The sequence below is a fragment of the Streptomyces sp. NPDC030840 genome (assembly GCF_055572015.1).
This window is the reverse complement of record NZ_JBVIEE010000039.1, coordinates 57,242-81,182: the sequence shown is the minus strand read 5'-3', so window position 1 is coordinate 81,182 and position 23,941 is coordinate 57,242. Positions and strand designations below refer to the sequence as shown.

The 23,941-nt window shown below is 69.7% G+C and carries 15 protein-coding genes; 6 read left to right on the top strand and 9 right to left on the bottom strand.

The genetic code is table 11. The features are described from left to right. Positions 1 to 165: 165 nt before the first annotated feature. The gene (locus ACZ49J_RS44170; RefSeq protein WP_467456910.1) at positions 166 to 531 is read right to left on the bottom strand and encodes an NTP pyrophosphohydrolase; all 366 of its coding nucleotides are present in this window, start codon (positions 529 to 531) and stop codon (positions 166 to 168) included. Between the two features lie 250 nt (positions 532 to 781). On the opposite strand from ACZ49J_RS44170, the gene ACZ49J_RS44165 reads away from it, so the two are divergent. After that, positions 782 to 1,873 (top strand): DUF8189 domain-containing protein, encoded by a 1,092-nt coding sequence (locus ACZ49J_RS44165; RefSeq protein WP_467456911.1) that lies wholly within the window; start codon positions 782 to 784, stop codon positions 1,871 to 1,873. A 156-nt stretch (positions 1,874 to 2,029) separates the two neighbouring features. Here ACZ49J_RS44165 and ACZ49J_RS44160 read toward each other — a convergent pair whose 3' ends face one another. Next, entirely contained in the window at positions 2,030 to 3,142 is a 1,113-nt protein-coding gene (locus ACZ49J_RS44160) for an LCP family protein (RefSeq protein WP_467456912.1), read from the bottom strand. 392 nt (positions 3,143 to 3,534) lie between these two features. Here ACZ49J_RS44160 and ACZ49J_RS44155 point away from each other — a divergent pair, with 392 nt between their 5' ends. Continuing rightward, the gene (locus tag ACZ49J_RS44155) at positions 3,535 to 7,473 is read left to right on the top strand and encodes a bifunctional glycosyltransferase/CDP-glycerol:glycerophosphate glycerophosphotransferase (protein ID WP_467456914.1); all 3,939 of its coding nucleotides are present in this window, start codon (positions 3,535 to 3,537) and stop codon (positions 7,471 to 7,473) included. A gap of 160 nt (positions 7,474 to 7,633) precedes the next feature. On the opposite strand, the gene ACZ49J_RS44150 is transcribed toward ACZ49J_RS44155, so the two are convergent. After that, positions 7,634 to 8,545 (bottom strand): endonuclease/exonuclease/phosphatase family protein, encoded by a 912-nt coding sequence (locus ACZ49J_RS44150; RefSeq protein ID WP_467456915.1) that lies wholly within the window; start codon positions 8,543 to 8,545, stop codon positions 7,634 to 7,636. 130 nt (positions 8,546 to 8,675) lie between these two features. Between ACZ49J_RS44150 and ACZ49J_RS44145 the strand changes: the two genes are divergently transcribed. After that, complete coding sequence (locus ACZ49J_RS44145; RefSeq protein ID WP_467456917.1) at positions 8,676 to 10,187, top strand: hypothetical protein; 1,512 nt, start codon at positions 8,676 to 8,678, stop codon at positions 10,185 to 10,187. Between the two features lie 66 nt (positions 10,188 to 10,253). Here ACZ49J_RS44145 and ACZ49J_RS44140 read toward each other — a convergent pair whose 3' ends face one another. The 4 genes from ACZ49J_RS44140 to ACZ49J_RS44125 form a co-directional block, all read right to left on the bottom strand. Further along, entirely contained in the window at positions 10,254 to 12,383 is a 2,130-nt protein-coding gene (locus ACZ49J_RS44140; protein ID WP_467456918.1) for a 3-hydroxyacyl-CoA dehydrogenase NAD-binding domain-containing protein, read from the bottom strand. Next, positions 12,380 to 13,600, bottom strand: a complete 1,221-nt coding sequence (locus tag ACZ49J_RS44135) for a thiolase family protein (protein WP_467456919.1) — start codon at positions 13,598 to 13,600, stop codon at positions 12,380 to 12,382. Before ACZ49J_RS44135 ends, ACZ49J_RS44140 begins: the two co-directional genes overlap by 4 nt. 245 nt (positions 13,601 to 13,845) lie before the next feature. Further along, positions 13,846 to 14,910, bottom strand: a complete 1,065-nt coding sequence (locus ACZ49J_RS44130; protein ID WP_467456920.1) for a LacI family DNA-binding transcriptional regulator — start codon at positions 14,908 to 14,910, stop codon at positions 13,846 to 13,848. Further along, positions 14,907 to 17,303: a glycoside hydrolase family 2 protein gene (locus ACZ49J_RS44125; RefSeq protein ID WP_467456922.1), complete on the bottom strand. Its 2,397-nt coding sequence runs from the start codon at positions 17,301 to 17,303 to the stop codon at positions 14,907 to 14,909. Before ACZ49J_RS44125 ends, ACZ49J_RS44130 begins: the two co-directional genes overlap by 4 nt. A gap of 171 nt (positions 17,304 to 17,474) precedes the next feature. Here ACZ49J_RS44125 and ACZ49J_RS44120 point away from each other — a divergent pair, with 171 nt between their 5' ends. From ACZ49J_RS44120 to ACZ49J_RS44110, 3 genes are read left to right on the top strand one after another with little or no spacing between them, the layout of a single operon-like run. Continuing rightward, a complete protein-coding gene (locus ACZ49J_RS44120; RefSeq protein WP_467456923.1) occupies positions 17,475 to 18,794 on the top strand; it encodes an ABC transporter substrate-binding protein in 1,320 nt (439 codons plus the stop codon). Then, positions 18,794 to 19,741: a carbohydrate ABC transporter permease gene (locus ACZ49J_RS44115; RefSeq protein WP_467456924.1), complete on the top strand. Its 948-nt coding sequence runs from the start codon at positions 18,794 to 18,796 to the stop codon at positions 19,739 to 19,741. Before ACZ49J_RS44120 ends, ACZ49J_RS44115 begins: the two co-directional genes overlap by 1 nt. Beyond that, entirely contained in the window at positions 19,738 to 20,592 is an 855-nt protein-coding gene (locus ACZ49J_RS44110) for a carbohydrate ABC transporter permease (RefSeq protein WP_467456926.1), read from the top strand. Before ACZ49J_RS44115 ends, ACZ49J_RS44110 begins: the two co-directional genes overlap by 4 nt. A 117-nt stretch (positions 20,593 to 20,709) precedes the next feature. On the opposite strand, the gene ACZ49J_RS44105 is transcribed toward ACZ49J_RS44110, so the two are convergent. Together ACZ49J_RS44105 and ACZ49J_RS44100 are read right to left on the bottom strand one after the other, a co-directional pair. Further along, positions 20,710 to 21,999: an HRDC domain-containing protein gene (locus tag ACZ49J_RS44105; RefSeq protein WP_467456928.1), complete on the bottom strand. Its 1,290-nt coding sequence runs from the start codon at positions 21,997 to 21,999 to the stop codon at positions 20,710 to 20,712. Positions 22,000 to 22,257: 258 nt separating this feature from the next. Then, on the bottom strand, positions 22,258 to 22,920 hold the full coding sequence (locus tag ACZ49J_RS44100) for a LuxR C-terminal-related transcriptional regulator (protein WP_467456929.1): 663 nt from the start codon (positions 22,918 to 22,920) through the stop codon (positions 22,258 to 22,260). Between the last annotated feature and the right edge of the window lie 1,021 nt (positions 22,921 to 23,941).

Genomic DNA, 23,941 nt, shown 5'->3' with positions numbered 1-23,941 from the left:
GGATCAACGTGCTGTTCGCGATGCTCCGCGACGGCACCTTCTACGAACCCAGAACTCCACGCCTCGCTTGACGAAAGACATAGAGGCACCCCCCCGCGCCGTACCGGCCCCGTGAGTCCCGCTTCAGGTGGGGACGCGGGGCCGGTCGGCGTACGGAGGGACTGTTCAGGACCGACCGCGCACCGTCCGCGGCCCGGCCACGTCCGCCCCCAACTCGCATACCCGCGTGCGTAGTTCGCGATCGGCTGAGATGACGAGACGGGGTCGGTCCGAGGCCTCGGCGACGAGTTCGACGATCCGGTCGTCACCGCTCCCGGGCGCCTGCTCGACCCGTACGCCGGGGACCGACTCCACACCGCGGGCCGCCCCTTCGACGACCAGGACGAGCTCCGCGGCATCGTCCTGTCCGGGCACCCCGTCCCGGGCGAGCCGGTCGCGCAGCCGCTCCGCCGCGCCCCGCCGGTCGCGCCACCAGCCGTCGGGGACGGAGCCGATGACGTTCGCCGCGTCGATGATCACCAGTGTCGTCATGGTCTGCTCCACGGAGACAGTGTCGGTGCCGCACGGAAGAGAAGCGAACCATGGTGCGGGAACGGACACAGGGGGCCCGGCTCGGTGGGCTGCCCGGGGGCGGTACGCGGAGGTGCCGGGCACCCGACCGAGTCCGGAGAACTGGTGACCGAACGGCATATGATGTGTCGAGTTTCAGGGTTTCCGTGTTCGTGATGCGGTGGGCTTCAGGGAGGTGCACCAGACCATGCGGAGAAGGTCGGCAGGCTCCGTGGGTGCCGCCCGTCCGGTCGCCCTCACCGTGGCGGAGCAGGGACGCGTTGCGTCCGGTACCGCCCACGGCACCTGGCTCACCCGCGGCAAGGACGGTCGGCTGAGTCTCTACGCGCCCACCGAGGGCGGGCTGCTGCGCTGGACCGAGACGGCCGTCGGCGGCCCCGCCTGGACCGGACCGCACTTCGTGGCCGTGGCCGGCCTCACCGACCTCACGGTGGTGCAGGGAGCCAACACGTATGTCCACTTTCTCGGCCGCCGAGAGCGTGTCGGCGCCGACGGCGCCCGGAGTGTGGACATCGTGCACGCCATCCAGTACCAGACGGGACTGGCCTTCAGCGACTGGCGCTCGATCGGCAACCCCCATCAGGACAGGGAGCAGGGCAGGCTTCTGGGTCCGCCGATGGGGGCCGTCGCCGCGGACGGCACCGTGCACGTGTTCGTGCGGAGTGCGCGCCGCGGTCTGATGCTGCGGCGTGAGGCCCCGAACGGCAAGTGGAAGGCCTGGGAGGACCTGCTCGGCGGCGGCATCGACGCGCTGCCCGCGCCCGCCACCCTCGCGGGGGGACGGATCGAGGTGTGTGCCGCCGCCGAGACGGGCGTGCTGGTGTGGCGGCAGACGCAGCCGGGCGGCAGCTTCGAACAGCCGCGGGGCTTTTCGCTCCGCCCGTTGCCGGGCACGGTCGCCGCGCTGGAGACCGGGCCGGACCGTGTCACGTTCTTCTGGACGGACGCCGAGAGCCGTGGTGCGGCGGCGTGGCGGGCGGGCGGCTGGCCGGTCGCGCTGGGAGGGGCCGGAGCCGAAGGAGCGTACGCGGTGCTGCGCACGCCGCTGGACGGCTACGACTGCGTCGTGCTCGCCCACCGGGACCAGAGCGGCTCGGTCGTGCTGGGCCTCGGCGGTACCGAGAACGAGGCGAACGGTTTCTGGTGGTACGCGCTGGGTGAACGCTGCCAGGGCACACCTGCCCTGGGCCGGGACGGCCGGGGGCGGGTGGTCATGGCGCTGATCGACCTGGACGGGGTGCCGAAGGTGGCTCGCCAGGAGGAGCCGACCGGGCTGACCCTCAGCCAGTGGCAGCGACTGTGACCCGGCCCTCTGGCTGACCGCAGCCCCGGTGCCGTACCGGCTGCTCATCGCATTGCCCCTGGGGGTCCTGCCGGCCCGGTGGAAGCAGACGGTGGGCAGCAGGACCGGGGCGCCGGTCCGGCGCGGGACGGCGCCCCGCTGTCGGCCTCGGTGGGCTCAACCGCCCGTCGCGGGTGACTTCTTGGCGGACTCGGGGATGTCCGAGTCCGTGCGGATCGCCTTCCACAGCTTGGTGGCCTGCGGTTCCGCGGCCACCACCCGGTTCGGATCGATCTTGTCGTAGGCCACCGGGAGCATGATCGTCTCCATGGTGGACGGGTCCACTCCGTTCATGCTGCGCCCGAACTCCGCGAGTTTCGTCAGGGACGCCAGATCGGAGTCGGTGGTGAGCGCCGAGGTGAGTGTGTCGGCGATCTTGTAGGTCTTCGTCGGGCTGCCCAGCAGGTCCTGCTTCTTGATCTCGCTCAGCAGGGCGATCATGAACTGCTGCTGGAGACCGATGCGGCCCAGATCGCTTCCGTCACCGATGCCGTGCCGGGTCCGTACGAACGCGAGTGACTGGGTGCCGTTCAGCTTGTGCGTGCCGGCGCTCAGATCCAGGCCGCTGGACGTGTCCTTGATGTCCTGGTCGGTGGTGACCGTCACACCGCCTATGGCGTCGACCAGCTCCTTGAAGCCTGCGAAGTCGATCTCCACGAAGTGGTCCATCCGCACTCCGGACATCTTCTCCACGGTTTTCACCACGCAGGCCGGACCGGCCAGCGAGTACACGGAGTTGAACATCACCCTCTTCGCCGAGGCCAGGGTGGAACCGTCCGGTTTGGTGCACTCGGGGCGGGTGACCAGGGTGTCGCGAGGAATGCTGACGGCGACGGCCTTGGTCCGGCCCTCGGGTATGTGCATCACCAGGGCCGTGTCGGATCGGGCCCCGGAGACGTTGCCCGTGCCGAGCGAGGCGTTCTTACCGGATCGCGAGTCGGAGCCCAGGACCAGGATGTTCTGCCCCGACGTCGGCAGCTTCTCGGGCCGGTCGTCGCCGAGTGTCCTGTCGAGGTCGACGCCGTCGATGTTGCTGTTGAGGTTGGAGTAGAGCCAGTAAGCCGTGCCGCCCGCGGCCAGCAGCAGGACCAGGAGCACCAGCAGCACGATACGGCCCCACCGCCGTCCGCCGCGCTCCGGGCGCCGCCGTCTGCCGCCCTCGCTCTTGCGGCGCCCGCCGGGAGCGGCCCTGCGGGCACGTCGGGGCTCAGTGGTGGCGCTGTGCGTCATGCTCTTCGTTCCCTCTCCTCACGGGCTCCGCGCCGGCGGAGTGGTGGGGCCCGGGTGGGGGGAGGCCGGCCCGCTGATGTCGTCGATGCGCTGGGAGAACTATAGGCACCCCACTTAAGGGCGGGGGACCTTAGCGCATGACAGCGGTGAAGAACACATTACGTCCCCTTGACCACTCATAAGTGCGACATAAGATATGACGATCCTGGGGCTTGACGGTCAAGGGGGACCGGCGTGAAGCCACGGGATGGGGGTGCCAGAGCGATGGGGGTTGCACCAGGCACGCCGCGTAGGGGTGGGGCATCCGGTAAGGCCTGACGGTTTTTTCCGGATGTGGCGAATTGTCTTGGTGGGAGTGTCAGTTGGCGGAACATCCGCGTCTGAGTGTCGTCGTGCCCTTTCAGGATGTGGAGGTGTACCTCGCCGAGTGCCTGGAGTCGATAGCACAGCAGTCGTTCCGGGACTTGGAGGTGCTCCTCGTCGACGACGGCTCCACCGACCGGTCCACGGAGATCGCGGCCGAGTTCTGCGCCAGGGACCCGCGCTTCCGTCTGATCCGCCAGGAGCCGCACGGCCCGGGCCACGCCAGGAACACCGGGCTCAGGGCCATGCACCCCGAGGGGGAGTTCCTCGCCTTCGTCGACGGCGACGACGTCATCCCCGAGTACGCCTACGAGCTGATGGTCCGCACCCTTGAGGAGTCCGACTCGGACTTCGTCTCGGGCAACGTGCAGATGATGAACTCCACCAAGAAGTGGCAGTCCCCGCTGCACAAGGGCCCGATGCAGAAGAACCGGCGCGGCACGCACATCACCAGGTTCGAAGCACTGATCTACGACCGCACGGTCTGGAACAAGCTGTTCCGAAGATCCTTCTGGGACTACCAGTACATCGAGTTCCCCGAGGGCGTCCTGTACGAGGACTCCTGGGTCAACATGTTCGCCCACTTCCGGGCCGAGAAGGTCGACGTCATCACGGACGTCGTGTACTTCTGGCGCCGCCGGGAAGGCGGAGCCGCCCCGTCGATCACCCAGCGCCACACCGAACTGTCGAACCTCCGGGACCGTGTCGCGGCCGTGCAGTCGGTGAGCCGCTTCCTCGCCGAACGGCGCTCCAAGCTGTACGTGGAGGCGAAGCGCAAGTACGACCTCGCCTGTCTGAAGTCCGACCTCATGCTGCACCTGAAGGTGCTCCCGGACGCCGACGAGGAGTACCAGGACGCCTTCATGGACTGGGCCAACGAGTTCCTGGACGAGGCCGACCCCAGCATCATCGACGAGCTTCCCGCGGATGCCCGGGTCAAGTGGCTCCTGGTGCGCGACGGGCGTATCGACGAACTGCTCGACGTGATCGAGTTCGAGCGCCGCAGCGGCCCGATGCCGGTCCAGCGGCGCCTGCACCGCTACCTCAAGTACCCCTACCTCGGGGACCGCGAGGTGGGCATCGACAAGAAGGCGTACCGGCTCGACAAGGAGTTCTCCCTCCACGGTTCGCTGAGCGGTGCCCGCTGGAGCACTCAGAGCACCCACTTCCTGACGCTCACGGGGACGGCGTACGTCCGCTTCATCAACGTCCACAAGCGGCACATGTCGGTGAAGGCGATCGCCCTGCGGAACAAGAAGCAGGGGCGCATGGTGATCGGGGCGGCGAAGACCACCTACGCGCCGCAGGCCACCGAACACTCGGGGCAGAATCGTTACTGCTACGACTGGGCCGGTTTCGAGGCACGGATCGACGTGACCCGGCTGAAGCGCAAGGGCCAGTGGGTCGAGGGCACCTGGGACGTCGCGACCGGGGTGCTCAGCCGCGGGCTGTTCCGCTACCGGGGCATCGACCGGGGGAGCGCCGGAACCGCCGCGAACCCGCCGTACCGCTATGTCGACAAGAACACCCGCATCCTTCCGTTGTTCCTGCAGGGCAAGCTCAAGCTGCGCGTAGAGGTCGTACGCTGCCGGATCACCGCCCACCGGGTCGTGGGCGACAAACTCGAACTGCGCGGCGTCTATCTCGGCCCGAAGGTGCCCGAGTGGGGCAAGTTCCGGGTCACGAGCATGACCGGCGCCGGGCGGCACGACGCCTGGGTCCACTTCACCCCCGGCGGTGACGGGTGGTGCACCTTCGTGACGAGACTGCCGCTGCGCTCCCTCGTCCCGGGATTCCGGGCCGATGCGCAGCCAGGTGTGGAGATTCCGCAGTCCTGGAGCATGGGCAGCAACGGCTGGAAGACCACCTTCCACGTGGAGGGCCGCAAGGCGGCCCTCTACCCCGTCATGGCCGAGGAGACGCAGGACGGTCACTACCGCATGCCGGCGTCACTCCAGACGCGCGAGGACGACCGGGAGGTGGTCGTCCACCGCAACGGTTCCGGCTATCTCGTCCTCTTCGAGCGCGCGACCCTGCCCAGGGCGACCCACCTGGGCTGGCGGGAGGACGGGTCGCTGGAGATCACCGGCCGGTACACCGCCGCCGACCGGCTCTCCCCCGCTGAGTACCGGGCCGCGCACATGGTGGTGCGCTCCCGCGCGCACGGGGCGGAGCGCACCGTTCCGCTGACGTGGAACGGTGACGAGTTCCGCTGTGTGGTGGCCCCCGCCGCCATGCGGACGCTCGCCGGTGACATCCCGCTCGCCGCCGGCCGCTGGGACTTCTTCCTCAGACGCCAGGACCTCTCGGCCGTCTCCAGGGAGGAACGCCTCGAGGACCTGATGGTGAAGATCGAGCAGGATCTCGTCAGCGAGTTCCCGCAGCACTACGAGGAGAACGAACGGCGCTACGAGCTCCAGGCCGAGGCGTACGACCGGCTGTCGCTGATGGTCCACTCCGCCATGCCGGACTACGCCCGGGGCCCCTACCGCCAGAAGATCCTGCGCACCAAGGCCTACCCCGCGGCCCGCCGCAAGAAGGTCCGCCCCGCGATCCTCTTCGACGCCTTCAAGGGCACCCAGTACTCGGACAGCCCGCGTGCCCTGCACGAGGAACTGGTGCGTCGCGGTGTCGACCTCGAACACCTGTGGGTCGTGCGGGACGACCAGGTCGATGTGCCGGACACGGCCACACAGGTGCGCATGTGGTCGCCCGAGTGGTACGACGCGCTGGCCCGCAGCCGGTACGTCGTCGCCAACAACCACCTCCCCGACTGGTTCCAGAAGAGGGACGGCCAGGTCGTCGTGCAGACCTGGCACGGCACCCCGTTGAAGAAGATCGGCCACGACATCGAGGCCATCCACTTCGCCGACCAGCGCTACCTCGAGCGGGTGGAGAAGGAGGTGCAGAACTGGGACATGCTCGTCTCGCCCAACAGCTTCTCCACCCCGATCCTCAAGCGTGCCTTCGGCTTCCCGGGCGAGATGGTGGAGTGCGGCTACCCCCGCAACGACATCCTGCGAAGACCCGGCATGGAGCGGCGCGAGCAGGAGATCCGCCGCCGCATCGGATTGCCCGAGGGCAAGCGCGTGATCATGTACGCCCCCACGTGGCGCGACGACCAGTTCTACGCGCCGGGCAAGTACAAGTTCGACTTCCGTATCGACCTCGAAGACGCCCGGGCCCGCCTGGGCGCCGATCACGTCCTCATGGTGCGCCGCCATCCCAACGTGGTGGACCCGGTGCCGGGTGCCGGCGACGGTTTCGTCTACGACGTCTCCGACTACCCGGACATGGCCGACCTGTCGCTGATCACCGACGTCATGATCACGGACTACTCGTCCCTGATGTTCGACTACGTCAACACCGGGCGCCCGATCCTCTTCTTCACCTACGACCTGGACCACTACCGCGACACGCTGCGCGGCTTCTACTTCGACTTCGAGAACAGCGCTCCGGGGCCCCTGGTGTACCGCTCGGAGGACCTGGTGACCGCCATTCGCGAGATCGACGGGATCCAGGCCGCCTACACCGAGCGCTACCGCTGGTTCCAGGGCGAGTTCTGCGACCTCGACGACGGATACGCCTCCGCCCGGCTCGCCGACCGGCTGCTGATCGCGGGCGGCGATCTGGCGCCCGAGGACGCGAAGGCCCCGGCCGTCGGAACCGTGGACACCCGCCACACCGGCCGCGCCCTCACCCCGATCCAGTGGAACGCGCAGCACTGGTTCAGCCCGCAGACACAGCCTCAGAGCCAGCAGTCCGGTGCCGACCAGGCGTCGAACGCGATGTCCGGCCGGCCCGGGACGGACGGCTACGGATCTCAGGGGCAGGCACCCGCACCTCAGCAGGGCCGACGGCAACCCCATGCGCCACAACTGGTATCGACTCGTGTCCCGCTCACGTCCGGGCGGGTCTCCTCGACGCCGCACCCCGACGGCCGGACGTACGAGGGCGTGATCATGTGACGGCGATGACAGCGGCCGGGGACACCACCCGCGAGACGTGGCCGCGCCCGCCCGAGCCGGACGGCCACAGCGACCCATGACCGCGCAGCCGCTCGTGCCCCAGGCGTTCGACACACCCCGTGCCCACGGTGGGAGGATCGAGCGCCTCCTCGGCGTTCACTCAGCCGGCGCGCACCCGGATCAGCAGCGCCCGATGGTCGGACACCCCCGTGTCGCGCACGGTGCACGACACCCTCGGGAGGCCGGTGAAGAGGTAGTCCAGCTTGTGACCGGACTTGTGGGTGGCCCGGCCCGACCGGGAGGAGCCGGAGGTCTGCTCGCACTCCCTGTGGGTGCGGTACGGAGCCGACGGCCACACCCAGCCGGCGGGGTCGCGCGCGCCCGGCGGATCCAGGTTGAAGTCACCGCCGTACACCGTTCGCTTCTTCGGTACGGCGGCCACCAGCGCCCTCAACTGGTCGTCGCGGTACTCCCAGCCGGGGTGCGCCAGATCGCTGCCGGGCAGGCTCAGATGGGCGTTGCACACCGTGATGCGCGGCGCGGCCACCCATGCGCAGAGAATGCCCCGCTGCAGTCCGACCTCGGGCTGCCGCGCGGCCACCGAGGTCACGTCGGACAGGGCGGACGCCGAGAGGATGGCGAAGCCGGCCGCGCCCTGGCCGTTCGCCGCACACCGCACGGTGCTCTCACGGCCCGCGGCGTTGCGCCACTCGTACGCCTTGAACGCGGTGCGCCAGGACGGTCCCAGGGCCTTGCGCGCCGACTCCAGATCGGCGGCGCAGGTCTCCTGCAGCAGGATCACCCGGGCACCCCCCTTGGTGACCAGCCGCAGCAGTCGGCGGTTCTTCTCCTTGCTGCTGCCGCTCCCCGCGCAGCCCCACTGCTGGACGCCACACATGTTCCACGTCGCCACGGTCACCTTCCCGGCGGAGGCGAAGGAACGGGTCGGCGCGACGGACTGCGTCAGAGTCACCGCGGCGGCGAACCCCAGCAGCGCGAGCACCACGACCACGATCCTGGACACTCGGTGCCCGCGCCGTCCGGACGCGGGCCGGGAAGCCATGAACAGCATCCCGACATGATGTCCGATGAGCTGACCGGGCACCAATGTGATGACCTGTCAGCCCGGTCCGGGCATTCGACCCATCACGGGTACAGCACCCGTCCGACTTCGAAGTACCTGATGAGAGTGGAAACCGTACATGTCTAAACCAGCCTCGAAGCGGCAGCTGCTCAACGGGATCGAAGCTTCCGGGAGCTTTCCGGTCGAGTACCGGTTCGCCCACGCGAAGAACGGCAACCGGCATCTGGTCGTCGTTTTCGCCAACTTCTCCGCACCGGACGAGTACGGCTGGTCGAACGGCGTTTTCGACAATCTCCGGGCGAACATCCTCTGGATACGCGACAAGTTCCAGGACAAGAACACCTATTACTGGTGCAAGGAGATGGACTTCTCCCTGGAGAGATCCGTCATCACGCTCATCTTCAACGTGATGAAGTCCCTCGACCTCACCCCGGACAACGTCACCATGTGGGGCGGATCGAAGGGGGGCAGCGCGGCCCTCTACTTCGGGTTGCGGTACGGCTTCAGGAACATCGTGTCCATCGTTCCCCAGTTCCTCGTCGGGACCTACGTCCAGCAGAAGGTCCCGACCGTCGCCCAGTTCATGATGGGTGACGAGCCGCGCGACGAGAACGTGCGGATCCTGGACTCGATCATTCCCGACCTGGTGCGGTCCGAGGCCAACCGGAGCGCCAACATCTACCTGCTCTCGTCACCGCAGGACGAGCAGTACGCGGAGCAGGTGGAGCCGTTCCTCGGGCTCTTCCAGCGGTACGAGAACTTCAACTTCATCTTCAGCGAGTCCCCCTTCATCACCAACCACACGGACGTGACGAGGAGAAACGTCCCCGTCCTCATGGGGATCATCAACTTCCTCATCGACGGGATCGTTCCGCGTATCGGCTTCGTGCGGAACGGCTACGAGGAACCGGACCGTGACCGGTCGGCCATCGACGGTTACCTCGCGGCCACGTCCATGGTGAAGACGGAGTTCCTGCCGCCCGTGGTCGCGTCGCCGGCCCACCAGGAGGAGGTGTACGGCACCACCGTGCGGTTCTCGGGCTCCGCTCCGGGTGCCGTGCGCGTCAGTCTCTGGGAGCACGGCAAGTTCCTCGGGTCGCCCCCCGTCGCGGCGGACGGCAGCTGGTCCTGGGAGCTGGGCAGACCGTGGACCAAGGGGAAACACCTCGTCAGGCTCTTCGGGGTGGACCCGACCGGCTTCCACTCCGAGCGGACCGAGGTTCCCTTCACGGTCTCCGACAAGCCCTCGGCGCAGGGCATGGCCGCGGCCACGCCGCTGCCGGGCGCCACCGTGCCCACCGCCGGGCAGGGGCTGCAGACGCCGGTCGTCTCGATGCCGGCGGCCCACGAGCAGGTGATGGGCGCGACGGTCGCCTTCACGGGAGTTGCCGGGGGCGCCGCACAGGTGGGCTTCCGGGAGAACGGCGTGTTCCTGGGAGCGACCGCGGTCTCCTCCGACGGCAGGTGGTCCTGGGACCCGGGCTGGGCGTGGAGCGAGGGGATGCACCTCGTGGAGGTCTTCTCCGCCGACGCAACGGGCGCGGAGTCCCCCGCGGCGCAGGTGCCCTTCACGGTCATGGGCGCGTCGGCCGGCGCGGCGTTGGGCGCCTACTACGGCCAGGCCTACTGACACGAAAGGCGGGTTGGACGGGAAGCCCTCCCGTCCAACCCGCCTTTCACACGCGGTGCGCCGGTGTCACGCCGGAACCGAAGCCACCCCCGGCTCCAGGAACGTCTTGCCGTTCACCCGCTCGCTGACGCCCTCGCGGTCCAGGTACGGCGTGATGCCGCCCAGGTGGAAGGGCCAGCCGGCGCCCGTGATCAGGCACAGGTCGATGTCCTGGGCCTCGGCCACCACGCCCTCGTCGAGCATGATGCCGATCTCCTGGGCCACCGCGTCCAGCACCCGCGCCCGCACCTGCTCCTCGGTCAGGACCCGGTCGCCCTGCTTCAGCAGCGCGGCGACCTCCGGGTCGAGCTCGGGCTTGCCGCTGTCGTACACGTAGAAGCCGCGCTTGCCCGCCTCCACGACCGCCTTGAGGTTCGGGGAGACCTTGAAGCGGTCCGGGAAGGCGCCGTTGAGCGTCTCGGAGACGTGCAGACCGATCGCCGGGCCGACCAGCTCCAGCAGCACCAGCGGGGACATCGGCAGACCGAGCGGCTCGACGGCCTTCTCGGCGACCTCGACCGGCGTGCCCTCGTCGATGACGTTCTGGATCTCGCCCATGAAGCGGGTGAGGATGCGGTTCACGACGAACGCCGGGGCGTCCTTGGTGAGCACCGCGGTCTTCTTCAGCTTCTTGGCGACGGCGAACGCCGTGGCCAGCGAGGCGTCGTCCGTCTTCTCGCCGCGGACGATCTCAAGGAGCGGCAGCACCGCGACCGGGTTGAAGAAGTGGAAGCCCACGACCCGCTCGGGGTTCTTGAGCTTCGACGCCATCTCCGAGACGGAGAGGGAGGAGGTGTTGGTGGCGAGGATCGCGTGCGCCGGGGCCACCGCCTCGACCTCCGCGAAGACCTGCTGCTTGACGCCGATCTCCTCGAACACGGCCTCGATGACGAAGTCCGCGTCCGCGAAGCCCTCGGCCTTGTCCAGCACACCGGTGACCAGCGCCTTCAGGCGGTTGGCCTTGTCCTGGTTGATACGGCCCTTGCCCAGCAGCTTGTCGATCTCGGCGTGGACGTAGCCCACACCCTTGTCGACGCGCTCCTGGTCGATGTCGGTCAGCACGACCGGCACCTCCAGGCGGCGCAGGAACAGCAGCGCGAGCTGCGAGGCCATCAGACCGGCGCCGACGACACCGACCTTGGTGACCGGACGCGCCAGGTTCTTGTCCGGGGCGCCCGCGGGACGCTTGCCGCGCTTCTGCACCAGGTTGAACGCGTAGATGCCGGCGCGCAGTTCGCCGCCCATGATCAGGTCGGCGAGCGCCTTGTCCTCGGCGTCGTAGCCCTGCTGGAGGTCGCCGTTCTTGGCGGCGGCGATGATGTCCAGCGCGCGGTACGCGGCGGGGGCCGCCCCGTGCACCTTGCTGTCGGCGATGAACCGGCCCTTGGCGACGGCCTGGTCCCAGGCCTCACCGCGGTCGATCACCGGGCGCTCGACCTCGATGTCGCCCTTCAGGACCTGAGCCGTCCAGACCAGCGACTGCTCCAGGAAGTCGGCGCCCTCGAAGATCGCGTCGGCGATCCCGAGGTCGAAGACCTGCTGGCCCTTGAGCTGCTTGTTCTGGTTGAGGCTGTTCTCGATGATCACCGAGACGGCCTTGTCGGCGCCGATCAGGTTCGGCAGCAGGGTGCAGCCGCCCCAGCCCGGCACGAGCCCCAGGAAGACCTCGGGGAGCGAGAAGGCGGGCAGCGCCTTGGAGACCGTCCGGTACTGGCAGTGCAGACCGACCTCGACGCCGCCGCCCATCGCGGCACCGTTGTAGTACGCGAAGGTCGGCACCGCGAGCGCGGCCAGGCGCTTGAAGACCTCGTGGCCGCCCTTGCCGATGGCGAGCGCGTCCTTGTGCTCCTTCAGCAGCTCGACGCCCTTGAGGTCGGCGCCGACGGCGAAGATGAACGGCTTGCCGGTGATGCCGACGCCGACGATCTCGCCGGCCGCGGCCTCCTTCTCCACCTGGTCGATCGCGGTGTTGAGGTTCGCGAGCGAGGCCGGGCCGAAGGTGGTCGGCTTGGTGTGGTCGAAGCCGTTGTCCAGCGTGATGAGCGCGAAGCGCCCGGCGCCGAACGGCAGGTCGAGGTGGCGTACGTGCGCGGACGTCACGACCTCGTCCGGGAACAGCTCGGCCGCACCCTTCAAAAGCTCAGCGGTGGTGCTCACTTGCTGCCTCCGTCGAAGTTCGGGTTCTCCCAGATGACCGTCGCGCCCATGCCGAAGCCGACGCACATGGTGGTCAGGCCGTAGCGGACGTGCGGCTGCTCCTCGAACTGGCGGGCCAGCTGCGTCATCAGCCGGACGCCGGAGGAGGCCAGCGGGTGACCGAAGGCGATGGCGCCGCCGTACTGGTTGACGCGCTCGTCGTCGTCCGCGATGCCGTAGTGGTCCAGGAAGGCCAGGACCTGGACGGCGAAGGCCTCGTTGATCTCGAAGAGGTTGATGTCCTCGATCGACAGGCCGGCCTTGGCGAGGGCCTTCTCGGTCGCCGGGATCGGGCCGTAGCCCATGACCTCCGGCTCGACGCCCGCGAAGGCGTAGGAGACCAGGCGCATCTTCACCGGGAGGCCGTTCTCGCGGGCGAAGTCCTCGGACGCGATGATCGAGGCGGTGGCGCCGTCGTTCAGACCGGCCGCGTTACCGGCGGTGACCCGCCCGTGGACGCGGAACGGCGTCTTGAGGTTCGCCAGGTTCTCCAGCGTGGTGCCCGGGCGCATCGGCTCGTCGGCGGTGACCAGACCCCAGCCGGTCTCGCCGCCCTCGGGGTTCGTGCGGCGCACCGAGATCGGCACCAGGTCGGCCTGGATCTTGCCGTTGGCGTACGCCTTGGCGGCCTTCTCCTGCGAGCGCACGGCGTACTCGTCGGCGCGCTGCTTGGTGATCTGCGGGTAGCGGTCGTGCAGGTTCTCGGCGGTCATGCCCATGAACAGCGCCGACTCGTCGACCAGCTTCTCGCTGACGAACCGCGGGTTCGGGTCGACGCCCTCGCCCATCGGGTGGCGGCCCATGTGCTCGACACCGCCGGCGATGACGGCGTCGTACGCGCCGAAGGCGATGGAGCCGGCCGTGGTGGTGACGGCGGTCAGCGCGCCCGCGCACATACGGTCGATGGAGTAGCCGGGGACCGACTGCGGCAGCCCGGCGAGGATGCCCGCCGTGCGGCCGATGGTCAGGCCCTGGTCACCGATCTGCGTGGTCGCGGCGATGGCGACCTCGTCGACCTTCTTCGGGTCGAGACCGGGGTTGCGGCGCAGCAGCTCCCGGATCGCCTTCACGACGAGGTCGTCGGCGCGGGTCTCGTGGTAGATGCCCTTCGGGCCCGCCTTGCCGAACGGGGTACGGACGCCGTCCACGAAGACGACGTCCCTGACGGTACGAGGCACGATGGCTCTCCTCCAGGGTGCGGGATAGGCACTGCTGCGGCACGCACAGCTGAGCGCGCGCTCAGAACCATGCTACTTGCGGGTAACCATGCTGCCCAGTCCCGCGGCCGGGAGCGGCGAAGGTCACACGATTTTTGTACTCCGTTCAGGTGATCGCGCCCCGTCAGAGGCGCGGGACTGTGTCGACAGCGGCTCCGCCGCGGGGCGCGACCAGCCACAACGAACCCGCACTCAGGGATGTCGCTTCACCGAGACGGCGGTGCCGTGGACCCCCTCGGCGTCAAGACCGGCGTAGGCACCGCATGCGACCCGTCCCCCTCACCCGCGATCACCCCGAACAACGTCCGCGCCACCTCCGCCCCGAACCCGTGCACGTCATGACTCATCGCGGACAACGTCGGATGCGTCAACCGGCACAGCTGGGAGTCGTCCCAGGCCAGCAGCGAGAGGTCACCGGGCACGCTCAACCCCATCTCCGCCGCCACCGACAACCCGGCCACCGCCATGATGTCGTTGTCGTACACGATCGCCGTGGGGCGATCCGCCGCGCCGGCCGCGAGGAGAGACCGCGTCGCCCTCGCCCCCGCCTCCCCCGAGAAGTCGGTCGCCACCTGCCACGCCCCGGCCAGCGCCAGCGCCCTCGCGGCGTCGTCGAACGCGACCGTACGGATGGACGTGTGGCCGAGCGCCGCCGCGCCCCCCACCCGGGCGATCCGCCGGTGCCCCAGCGCCGCCAGGTACCGTACGGCCTCCGTCATGGCGGTGGCGTCGTCGGTCCACACGGAGGTGAGGCCGCCGGTCAGGGAGGGGTGCCCGACCGCGACCACCGGCATTCCGAGCCGTCGCACCGCGGCCACCCGGGGATCATCCGCGCGGAAGTCGACGAGGATCGATCCGCCGACCTGCTTCCCGCGCCACCAGGCGTCCTGGATTCCCACCTCCTCCTCGGGATTGCGCACGAGACGCAGGAGCAGTGAGCAGGACCGTTCGCTCAGCACGCTCTCCACCCCGGAGACGAACTCCATGTAGAACGGTTCGAGGCCCAGCAGTTTCGCCGGGCGGCAGATAGCGAGCCCCACGACGTCCACCCGCTGACCGGCCAGCGACCGGGCGGTCAGGTTCGGCGCCCAGCCCAGCTCGCGGGCCGCCGCGAAGATGCGGTCCCGGGTGGTGTCGGACAGCCCCGGTTTGTGGTTGAAGGCCAGCGACACCGCTCCCTTGGACACCCCGGCCCGTGCGGCGACGTCCTTGATCGTGACCCGGGGCGCCGACGGCGTTGAGGGTGTCGGCGGGGTCGAGGGCGTTGTCATCGGGTGGGCTCCACGCAGTACAGGGCGGACCGGACGGCGGCCGCGCCGGAGCCGTCACCGGGCGCCTGCCAGCCGCGTACGCCCATGGTGACGTGCTCCCCGGGCAGCAGGGTGACCAGCCCGGTGTCCGTCCGGGCCGCGGGGGCCAGCCGGTCGGCCTGCAGCAGCAGGTCCCGTACGAGCGTGCGGGCCGTCACGGTCACGGTGCCGGGTGCCACGGTGACGTCGAACTCCGGCCAGGGGTACGGGACTTCGCGGTCCGGCACCGGAAAGTGCAGGGCCCGCAGCCCATCCGCGTCGGCGACCAGGAACTCCTTCGGCCCGACGGGCTCCAGCTCACGCGGAACCCGTACGTCCGCGACCGTCCGCGCGGCGGCCGTGAGAGCCAGGTCCGTCTCGGCCACCACCGCCCCGTCCACGGACATCCGCCGCAGCCGGAGGGAGGGCGACCAGTCCTCGCCCGCCTGGTTCACGGCGGCCAGCACCAGCTCGCCCTCCCGTACCCGCAGCGTGAGCAGCCGGTCCGCGTACAGCCGGCGCAGCTCGTGGTAGAGCGGCTTGGGCCGTCCGTCGCCGTCGACCGCGGCCCAGGAGGTCACCGGCCAGCAGTCGTTGAGCTGCCACACGATCGTGCCCGCGCACACGGGCCAGTGCGAGCGCCAGTGCTCGATCCCGGCGGCGACGGCCCGGGCCTGGTTGACCTGCGTCAGGTAGTGCCAGCGGTCGAAGTCTCCCTCGGGAAAGGCGAAATGCCTCTTCAGGCCCCGCCGGAGCTTGCCGTTGCCGTCCTCCGCCTTCTGGTGGTGCAGCATGCCGGGGGAGTCCGGGGCGAGCTCCTCGCCGGGCAGGGCGCGCCGCAGTGTCGCGTACGCGGGCGGCGCCTGCCAGCCGAACTCGGCCACGAAGCGGGGCACGTTCGCGCGGTACTCCGCGTAGTCCTCCCGGTTCCACACCTCCCACGAGTGGTGCGTGCCGTGCGCCGGATCGTTCGGATGGTGGTCCCAGGACCCGGACCAGGGGCTGCCCGGCGTGTACGGCCGGGTCGGGTCCAACTCGGCCACGACACGCGGCAGTACGCCCAGGTAGTACCCCTCGCCCCACGACTCCCCGGCGAGCCGCTCCTCCCAGCCCCAGTCCCTGAAACCCCACAGGTTCTCGTTGTTGCCGTTCCACAGCACGAGCGAGGGGTGCGGCATCAGCCGTACGACGTTCTCGCGGGCCTCGGACTCCACCTCGCCCCGCAGCGGCTGCTCCTCGGGGTAGGCCGCGCACGCGAACGGGAAGTCCTGCCACACCAGCAGCCCCAGCTCGTCGCACGCGTCGTAGAAGTCCTCGCTCTCGTAGATCCCGCCGCCCCAGACCCGCACGAGGTCCACGCCCGCGCCGGCCGCCTGGGTGAGCCGCTCGCGGTAGCGCTCACGGGTGATCCGGGACGGGAACACGTCGTCCGGGATCCAGTTGACCCCGCGCGCGAACAGCCGCGTCCCGTTGACGACGAGCGTGAAGCCCGTGCCGTGCGCGTCCGCGCTCCGGTCCAGCTCCACGCTCCGGAAACCGATCCGGCGCCGCCACACGTCGAGCGGCGAGCCGTCCTGCGCCAGCCCGACCTGCGTCAGCGTCAACTCAACGTCATACAGCGGCTGTTCACCGTACCCCCGAGGCCACCACAGCGCGGCGTCCGGCACCTGGAGCCGTACGGTCCCGCTGGTCCCCTCGACCGCCGCGCTCACCCGTACGCCACCGATCCGGGCCTCAAGGGTGAGGTCCGCCTCGACGCGGGTGCGCTCGACGTCGACGACCAGCTCGACGCGCCCCAGGCCGTCCTCGACGGTCACCAGCGGGCGCACCCGGGCGATCCGGGCCGTCGACCAGTGCTCCAGGCGCACCGGTCGCCAGATCCCGGCCGAGACGAGGGTCGGCCCCCAGTCCCAGCCGAAGGAGCAGGCCATCTTGCGCAGGAACGGGAAGGGCTCCGGGTAGGCGTTCGGCCGGTCGCCGAGCCGGTCCCGCACCGCCTCCGCCTCGGTGTACGCGGAGGCGAAGCGCACCGCCAGCCGGCCGCTCATGCCGGTCACGTCGAAGCGGTACGAGCGGTGCATGTTCCGTACGCGGCCCAGGAGCCGCCCGTCCAGGACGATCTCGGCGGCCGTGTCGAGGCCCTCGAAGACGAGGTCGGTCTGCTCGTGCCCGGAGGCGGCCGCGAGGTCGGTCTCGTACGTCCACTCCCGCCGCCCCACCCACGCCACCTCGGTCTCGTTCCGCCCGAGGAAGGGGTCCGGGAGCACGCCCGCCGCCAGCAGGTCGGTGTGCACGCAACCCGGTACGGCGACGGGGAGGGCCCGGCCGTCGTACCGCAGGGTCCATCCCTCGGTGAGCGGTGTCGCGTCCAGCATGCGCACTCCCTAAACCGGTCCAGTCCAACACCCGAAAACACCCGGAGACACTGCCCGAAACCTTTCGGAACGCTTGGCGAAATAGGGACTTTACCGGTTCAGCGCCGACTGTCAGAGTGCCGAACCAGCCAACCCATTGGTGCTCTTCCGTCCCGAACGGAGCTGGTGCACATGAACCACCGCAGGAGTCTCATCGGAACACTGCTGGCCGCCGCGATCGTCACCGCGGGCTGCACAGGCACCGGAGGCACGTCGAAAGGGGCGGACGCCACAGCGCCTGACGACCCGTCGAAGGTGTCCGGAACCATCAAGGTCCTCACCCACCGCACCGACCTCGTGCAGGACGGCACGATGAAGAAGTACGCCGCCGAGTTCAACAAGACCTATTCCAGGGTCAAGGTCGAGTTCGAGGCCCTCACGGACTACGAGGGCGAGGTCAAGATCCGCATGAACACGGAGAACTACGGCGACGTCCTGATGATCCCGGGGGTCATCAAGAAGAACGACTACCCCAAGTTCTTCGCCTCGCTGGGCACCCAGGCGGAGCGGAGCAAGAAGTACCACTTCACCGACTTCACCACCGTCGGCGGCAAGGTCTACGGGCAGAGCCCCATGGGAGCGGTCCCCGGCTTCGTCTACAACAAGAGGGTCTGGAAGGAAGCCGGTGTCACCGACTGGCCCACCACACCGGCCGAGTTCATCGCCGCTCTCAAAGCCGTGAAGTCGAAGACCGACGCGGTCCCGTACTACACGAACTTCAAGGACATGTGGCCGCTGACCCAGTGGACGTACGTCGACGGCGCGGTCAGCTGCGACCCGCAGGCGACGACCAGGCTCGCCGAGGGCGACCCGTGGGCGGAGGGCGAGGACCTGCGCGTGGGCGACACCATGCTGTACGACATCGTCCGCGAGGGGCTCATCGAGAAGGACCCGACGACCACCAACTGGGAGGCCTCGAAGCCCAAGCTGGCCAAGGGCGACATCGCCACGATGTGGCTCGGGTCCTGGGCGGTCGTCCAGTTCCAGGCAGCCGCGAAGGAAGCCGGCGCCGACCCCGGCGACATCGGCTTCATGCCCTTCCCGGCGGCCCAGGACGACGGAACCTTCTGCGCGACCATGTCTCCCGACTACAACCAGGCCGTCAACATCAACTCGGACCACAAGGCGGCGGCCCGCGCCTGGATCGACTGGTTCACCGAGAAGTCCGGTTACGCGGCACAGAACCAGGCCCTCTCACCGGTCAAGGGCGATGCGCTCCCCGAGGTGCTGAAGCCGTACGAGGACGCCGGCGTGAAGCTCATCGAGCTCGATGACGCCAAGGGCGGGGAGGTCAAGGAGATCGACAACGCCTCCGAGGTCGGCATCTACAAGCCCGACTACCGCCAGGAACTGGTCGACCTCGCCCGCGGCGCGAAGAAGGGCAGCCTCGACGACTTCCTCGACGACCTCGGCAAGCGCTGGACCGAGGCGGAAAAGTCCCTGGGGTCCTGATGACGCACACCACCCAGAAGATGGCGCGGCCGACGACGGCCGCGCCACCGGCCGGCAGCGCCTCCCGGCCCCCGCGCGAGGTGCTGCTCCGGCGCCGGCTCACCCCGTGGCTGTTCCTGGCCGCCCCGCTGGCGCTGCTGATCACCTTCACCTACGCGCCGGTCGCCAACATGGTCGCGTACAGCTTCACCGACTGGGACGGCGTCAGCCCCGAGCTCCACTACACCGGCGCCGAGAACTACGCCGACATCTTCACCAGACAGGAGCTCTTCCAGGTCTTCCTCGTCAGCGGCTACTACCTCGCCGCCTCGGCGGTCCAGATCGTCCTCGCGCTCTACTTCGCCACCGTGCTCAGCTTCAACGTCCGCTTCCGGAACTTCTTCAAGGGCGTGCTGTTCTTCCCGTACCTGATCAACGGGGTGGCGATCGGCATGGTCTTCCTCTACTTCTTCCAGGACGGCGGCACCCTGGACTCGGTGCTGGGCCTGTTCGGCCACGACCCGGACCGCGCCTGGCTGGGGACCTCCACATCGGCGAACATCTCGCTCGCCGGGGTGTCGGTCTGGCGCTACCTGGGCCTGAACTTCGTCCTGTTCCTGGGCGCCATCCAGTCGATCCCCGGGGAGCTGTACGAGGCCGCCGAGATCGACGGCGCGAACCGCTGGCAGCAGTTCCGGTACATCATCGCGCCCGGCATCCGCCCGGTGATCGGCCTGACCGTCATCCTCTCGATCTCCGGCTCCCTGGCGGTGTTCGAGATCCCGTACATCATGACCGGCGGCGCCACCGGCACCGAGACCTTCGTGATCCAGACGGTGAAGCTCGCCTTCCAGTTCAACAAGACGGGACTCGCGTCGGCCGCCGCGGTCGTCCTGCTGCTGATCATCCTGGCGGTGACCTGGGTGCAGCGCCGCCTGGTCCCCGACGAGAAGGTGGATCTCGTATGACGCGCACGGCTCCGACGCCGACCGTCCGCAGGTCGGTCGCCCGCACGCTCACCTACCTGTCGCTGCTCGTCGCGGCCGTGGTCGTCCTGCTGCCGCTCGCCGCCGTCTTCCTGACCTCGCTCAAGTCCTCGAAGGAGATGGCGGACGACAGCGGCGCGCTCACCCTCCCCGACGACCCGCTGAACCTCGGCAACTACGCGACGGCGTTCCAGGACGGCCGCATGCTGACGGCGCTCGGCAACACGGCCTTCATCCTGCTCTTCGCCATCACGGGCACGGTCGTCATCGGCTCGATGGCCGCGTACGCGATCGACCGCTTCACCTTCCGCTTCCGCAAGCCGGTGCTCGCCCTCTTCCTCGTGGCGACCCTCGTCCCCGGGGTGACCACCCAGGTGGCGACCTTCCAGATCGTCAACAGCTTCGGCATGTTCGACAGCCGCTGGGCACCGATCGCGCTCTACACGGGCACCGACATCGTCTCGATCTACATCTTCCTGCAGTTCGTACGATCGATCCCCGTCTCCCTCGACGAGGCGGCCCGCCTGGACGGTGCCAACGCCTTCACCGTCTACCGCAAGATCATCTTCCCGCTGCTCAAGCCCGCGATCGCCACGGTTGTGATCGTGAAGGGGATCGCCGTCTACAACGACTTCTACATCCCCTTCCTCTACATGCCCTCCGAGGATCTTGGCGTGATTTCGACGTCCCTTTTTCGCTTCAAGGGCCCTTTCGGCGCGCACTGGGAGGTGATCTCGGCGGGCACGGTCCTCGTGATCCTGCCGACGCTGATCGTGTTCCTGTTCCTGCAGCGGTACATCTACAACGGGTTCATGAGGGGGGCTACGAAGTGAGGGGCCGCGCCCCCTCGGGGGCGCGGGGCTGTGTCGATGTGCGGCTCCGCCGCGCGGGCGCCAGCGACCACGACGAACGCGCAGCCGCCCTGCATCGGGACAGCCCTCGGCCGGCGACTACGCACCCTGCACTGTCAGCGCCCCCACCAGCACCGGAGTAACCTGCTCGACCTGCCACGGCCGCGCCCCGTACTCCGCGAGTGCCGCCCCCACCGACTCCGCGTCCACCACCTTCGGCGGCTCCCAGCAGACACGCCGCACCGTGTCCGGAGTGATCAGATTCTCCTGCGGCATGTTCAGCTGCTCCGCCAGCGTCGACACGGCGGCCCGCGCCGCGGACAGCCGCGCCGCGGCCGCCGGATCCTTGTCGGCCCAGGCGCGCGGCGGCGGCGGCCCGGCCACCGGCTGCCCCGGCTGTGGCAGCTGGGCGTCCGGCAGGGCCTTCGCGCGGTCGACCGCGTCCTGCCACTGCTCCAGCTGGCGCCGCCCCATGCGGTGCCCGAACCCGTTCAGCGCGGCGAGCGCCTGCACATTGGCCGGCAGTCCGAGCGCGGCCTCGACGATGGCCGCGTCACTGAGCACCTTGCCGGGTGAGACGTCCCGGCGCCGGGCGACGCGGTCGCGGGCCTCCCACAGCTCCCGTACGACGGCCATCTGGCGCCGCCGCCGCACCTTGTGCATCCCGGACGTACGGCGCCAGGGGTCCTTGCGGGGCTCCGGCGGCGGGGCGGACGCGATCGCGTCGAACTCCTGCCGCGCCCACTCCAGCTTCCCCTGCCGGTCGAGCTCCTTCTCCAGAGCGTCCCGCAGGTCGACGAGGAGCTCGACGTCGAGCGCGGCGTAGCGCAGCCAGGGCTCGGGGAGCGGGCGGGTGGACCAGTCGACGGCGGAGTGCCCCTTTTCGAGGACGTAGCCGAGGACGCCCTCCACCATCGCGCCGAGGCCGACCCGGGGGAAGCCGGCGAGGCGTCCGGCGAGCTCCGTGTCGAAGATCCGCGTCGGCACCATGCCTATCTCACGGAGACAGGGCAGGTCCTGGGTGGCCGCGTGCAACACCCACTCCACACCGGAGAGCGCCTCGCCGAGGCCCGACAGATCGGGACAGGCGACGGGGTCGACGAGCGCGGTGCCCGCGCCCTCGCGGCGCAGTTGCACGAGGTAGGCGCGCTGGCCGTATCGGTACCCGGACGCCCGTTCGGCGTCCACGGCGACGGGACCGGACCCGGCGGCGAACGCGGCGATCGTCTCGGCGAGCGAGGCGTCGTCGGCGATCACTGGCGGAATGCCGTCCTGAGGCTCCAGCAAAGGGATCGGCGCCTCCGTTGCAGACGATCCGCCGTCGTCCGGAGGGGCGCCTCCGGTGGTGCGCAGTGGGCTGTCTGCTGCGGTCTCTTGGGCGTCGGTCACCTGTCAAGGGTATCCGTGTGGGGACGACGCCCGCCGATGGAACGTTCCGTCGGCAGGCGTCGGAGGGGTGCAATCCAGCCACATGTCACACGTGTCAGTGAATTCGCCCGGTACGCGGTTCGTCGCGCGCGGTGCAGTCGTGTGGTATGCCGTCACACCCGACAGGGAACCGGTCGGCTCACGTACCCCGTGTCCGGGACCGGCGCGGGGCCGTCGGTCCCGGACACGGGGCACCGAGCGCCGGTCATCGTCCCGCGCTCAGTGGATGATCCCCGTGCGCAGGGCCACGGCCACCATCCCGGCGCGGTCGCCCGTGCCGAGCTTGCGGGCGATGCGGGCGAGGTGGCTCTTGACGGTGAGCGCGGACAGGCCCATCGAGACGCCGATGGCCTTGTTGGACTGGCCCTCGGCGACCAGACGCAGCACTTCGACCTCACGGCCCGACAGCTCGCGGTAGCCACCCGGGTGACTCGGGGCACCCGGGGGGCGGCGGTGCATACGGGCCGCCGCGGAGCCGATGGGGGCGGCGCCGGGGCGGGTGGGGAGGCCGATGTTCGTCCGCGTACCGGTGACGACGTAGCCCTTCACACCGCCGGCCAGGGCGTTGCGGACGGCGCCGATGTCGTCGGCGGCGGAGAGGGCGAGGCCGTTGGGCCAGCCCGCGGCGCGGGTCTCGGACAGGAGGGTGAGTCCGGAGCCGTCCGGCAGGTGGACGTCGGCGACGCAGATGTCGCGGGGGTTGGCGATGCGGGGGCGGGCCTCCGCGATGGACGAGGCCTCGATGACATCACGGACACCGAGGGCCCACAGATGTCGGGTGACGGTGGAACGGACGCGCGGGTCGGCCACGACCACCATCGCGGTGGGTTTGTTCGGGCGGTAGGCGACCAGGCTTGCGGGCTGCTCGAGGAGAACGGACACCAGGCCTCCTGGGGTGCGGGACGGGGCCGGCTCGTGGGGGTAAGACGGGACGAACCGTGCTTTCAAGGTCACAGACGTCTTCGGCACCCGGCGCATGCTCCTTTAGGAAATGATCACGATTTGGTGAGTAACAATCCGTGCAATTCGGACATGCCTTCGATCATTCGAAGATCGAACGGGTTCGCTCTGCGTCAAAACCGGTCCGAAAGTGGCCGTATCGACAAAGAGGTAGGGGCGAAAGAGTGATGTCCCGGGCGGGAACGCGTGATCAGAGCGAAACAGCCCGGACAAACGCTGCCGGAACCCCAGGTGAGCGGGTTGGCGGCGGGGTGCCGCGCGGAGGGCCTCCGGCGGGAGCGGCAGGCCGTGGGCCGACGGGCGCGTGTCCCGAGTGAAGGGCGCGAGGGCTCGCGCGCGAGCGGGACGGTGCCTCCGGCGAACGGACGCGCGCGCCGCCGACGGCGGCCGCGCCTCGGTGAGCGGCGCGGCAGCGCTGCCGCGCCCGGCCGGGGGCGGTGGGCTCCGGCGGTGTGGGTGTCCGGGGCGCGTGGTGGGCTCAGGCGGTGCGAGTGACAGGCGGCACTGCCGTGGGCTCAGGGGGCGCGGGCGCCCGGGCAGGCGGTGGGCTGAGGGGGCGCGGTGGGCTGAGGGGGCGCTGGTGTCCGGCCGCACTCCGTGGGCTCCGGGGCAGCGGGGAGGCGTTGTGGTTCGTGTGTCAGGGCGATGGTGCTGGGCGGGCTCCGACTGCCGGCGCGGGCCCGTCAAGGTTGCGCGGGGCGCGGGGCGCGGGGTGCTGGGCGCGGGTGGGTGTGGCGGGTGGCTGTGCCCCGGGGTGCATGGCGCGGCGGGCCTCGGCCGAGGTTGCCGGGCCCGCGCCACGGCCGCGATGACTGCGGCCGTGGCGGGTACGGCCGCGATGACTGCGACCAACACAGCACGACCACGGCCGCCACGGGTACTGCCGTGACGGGTGCGGCCGTCACGATCACGGGCGTCGTGGTCACGGCCGTCACCACCAACG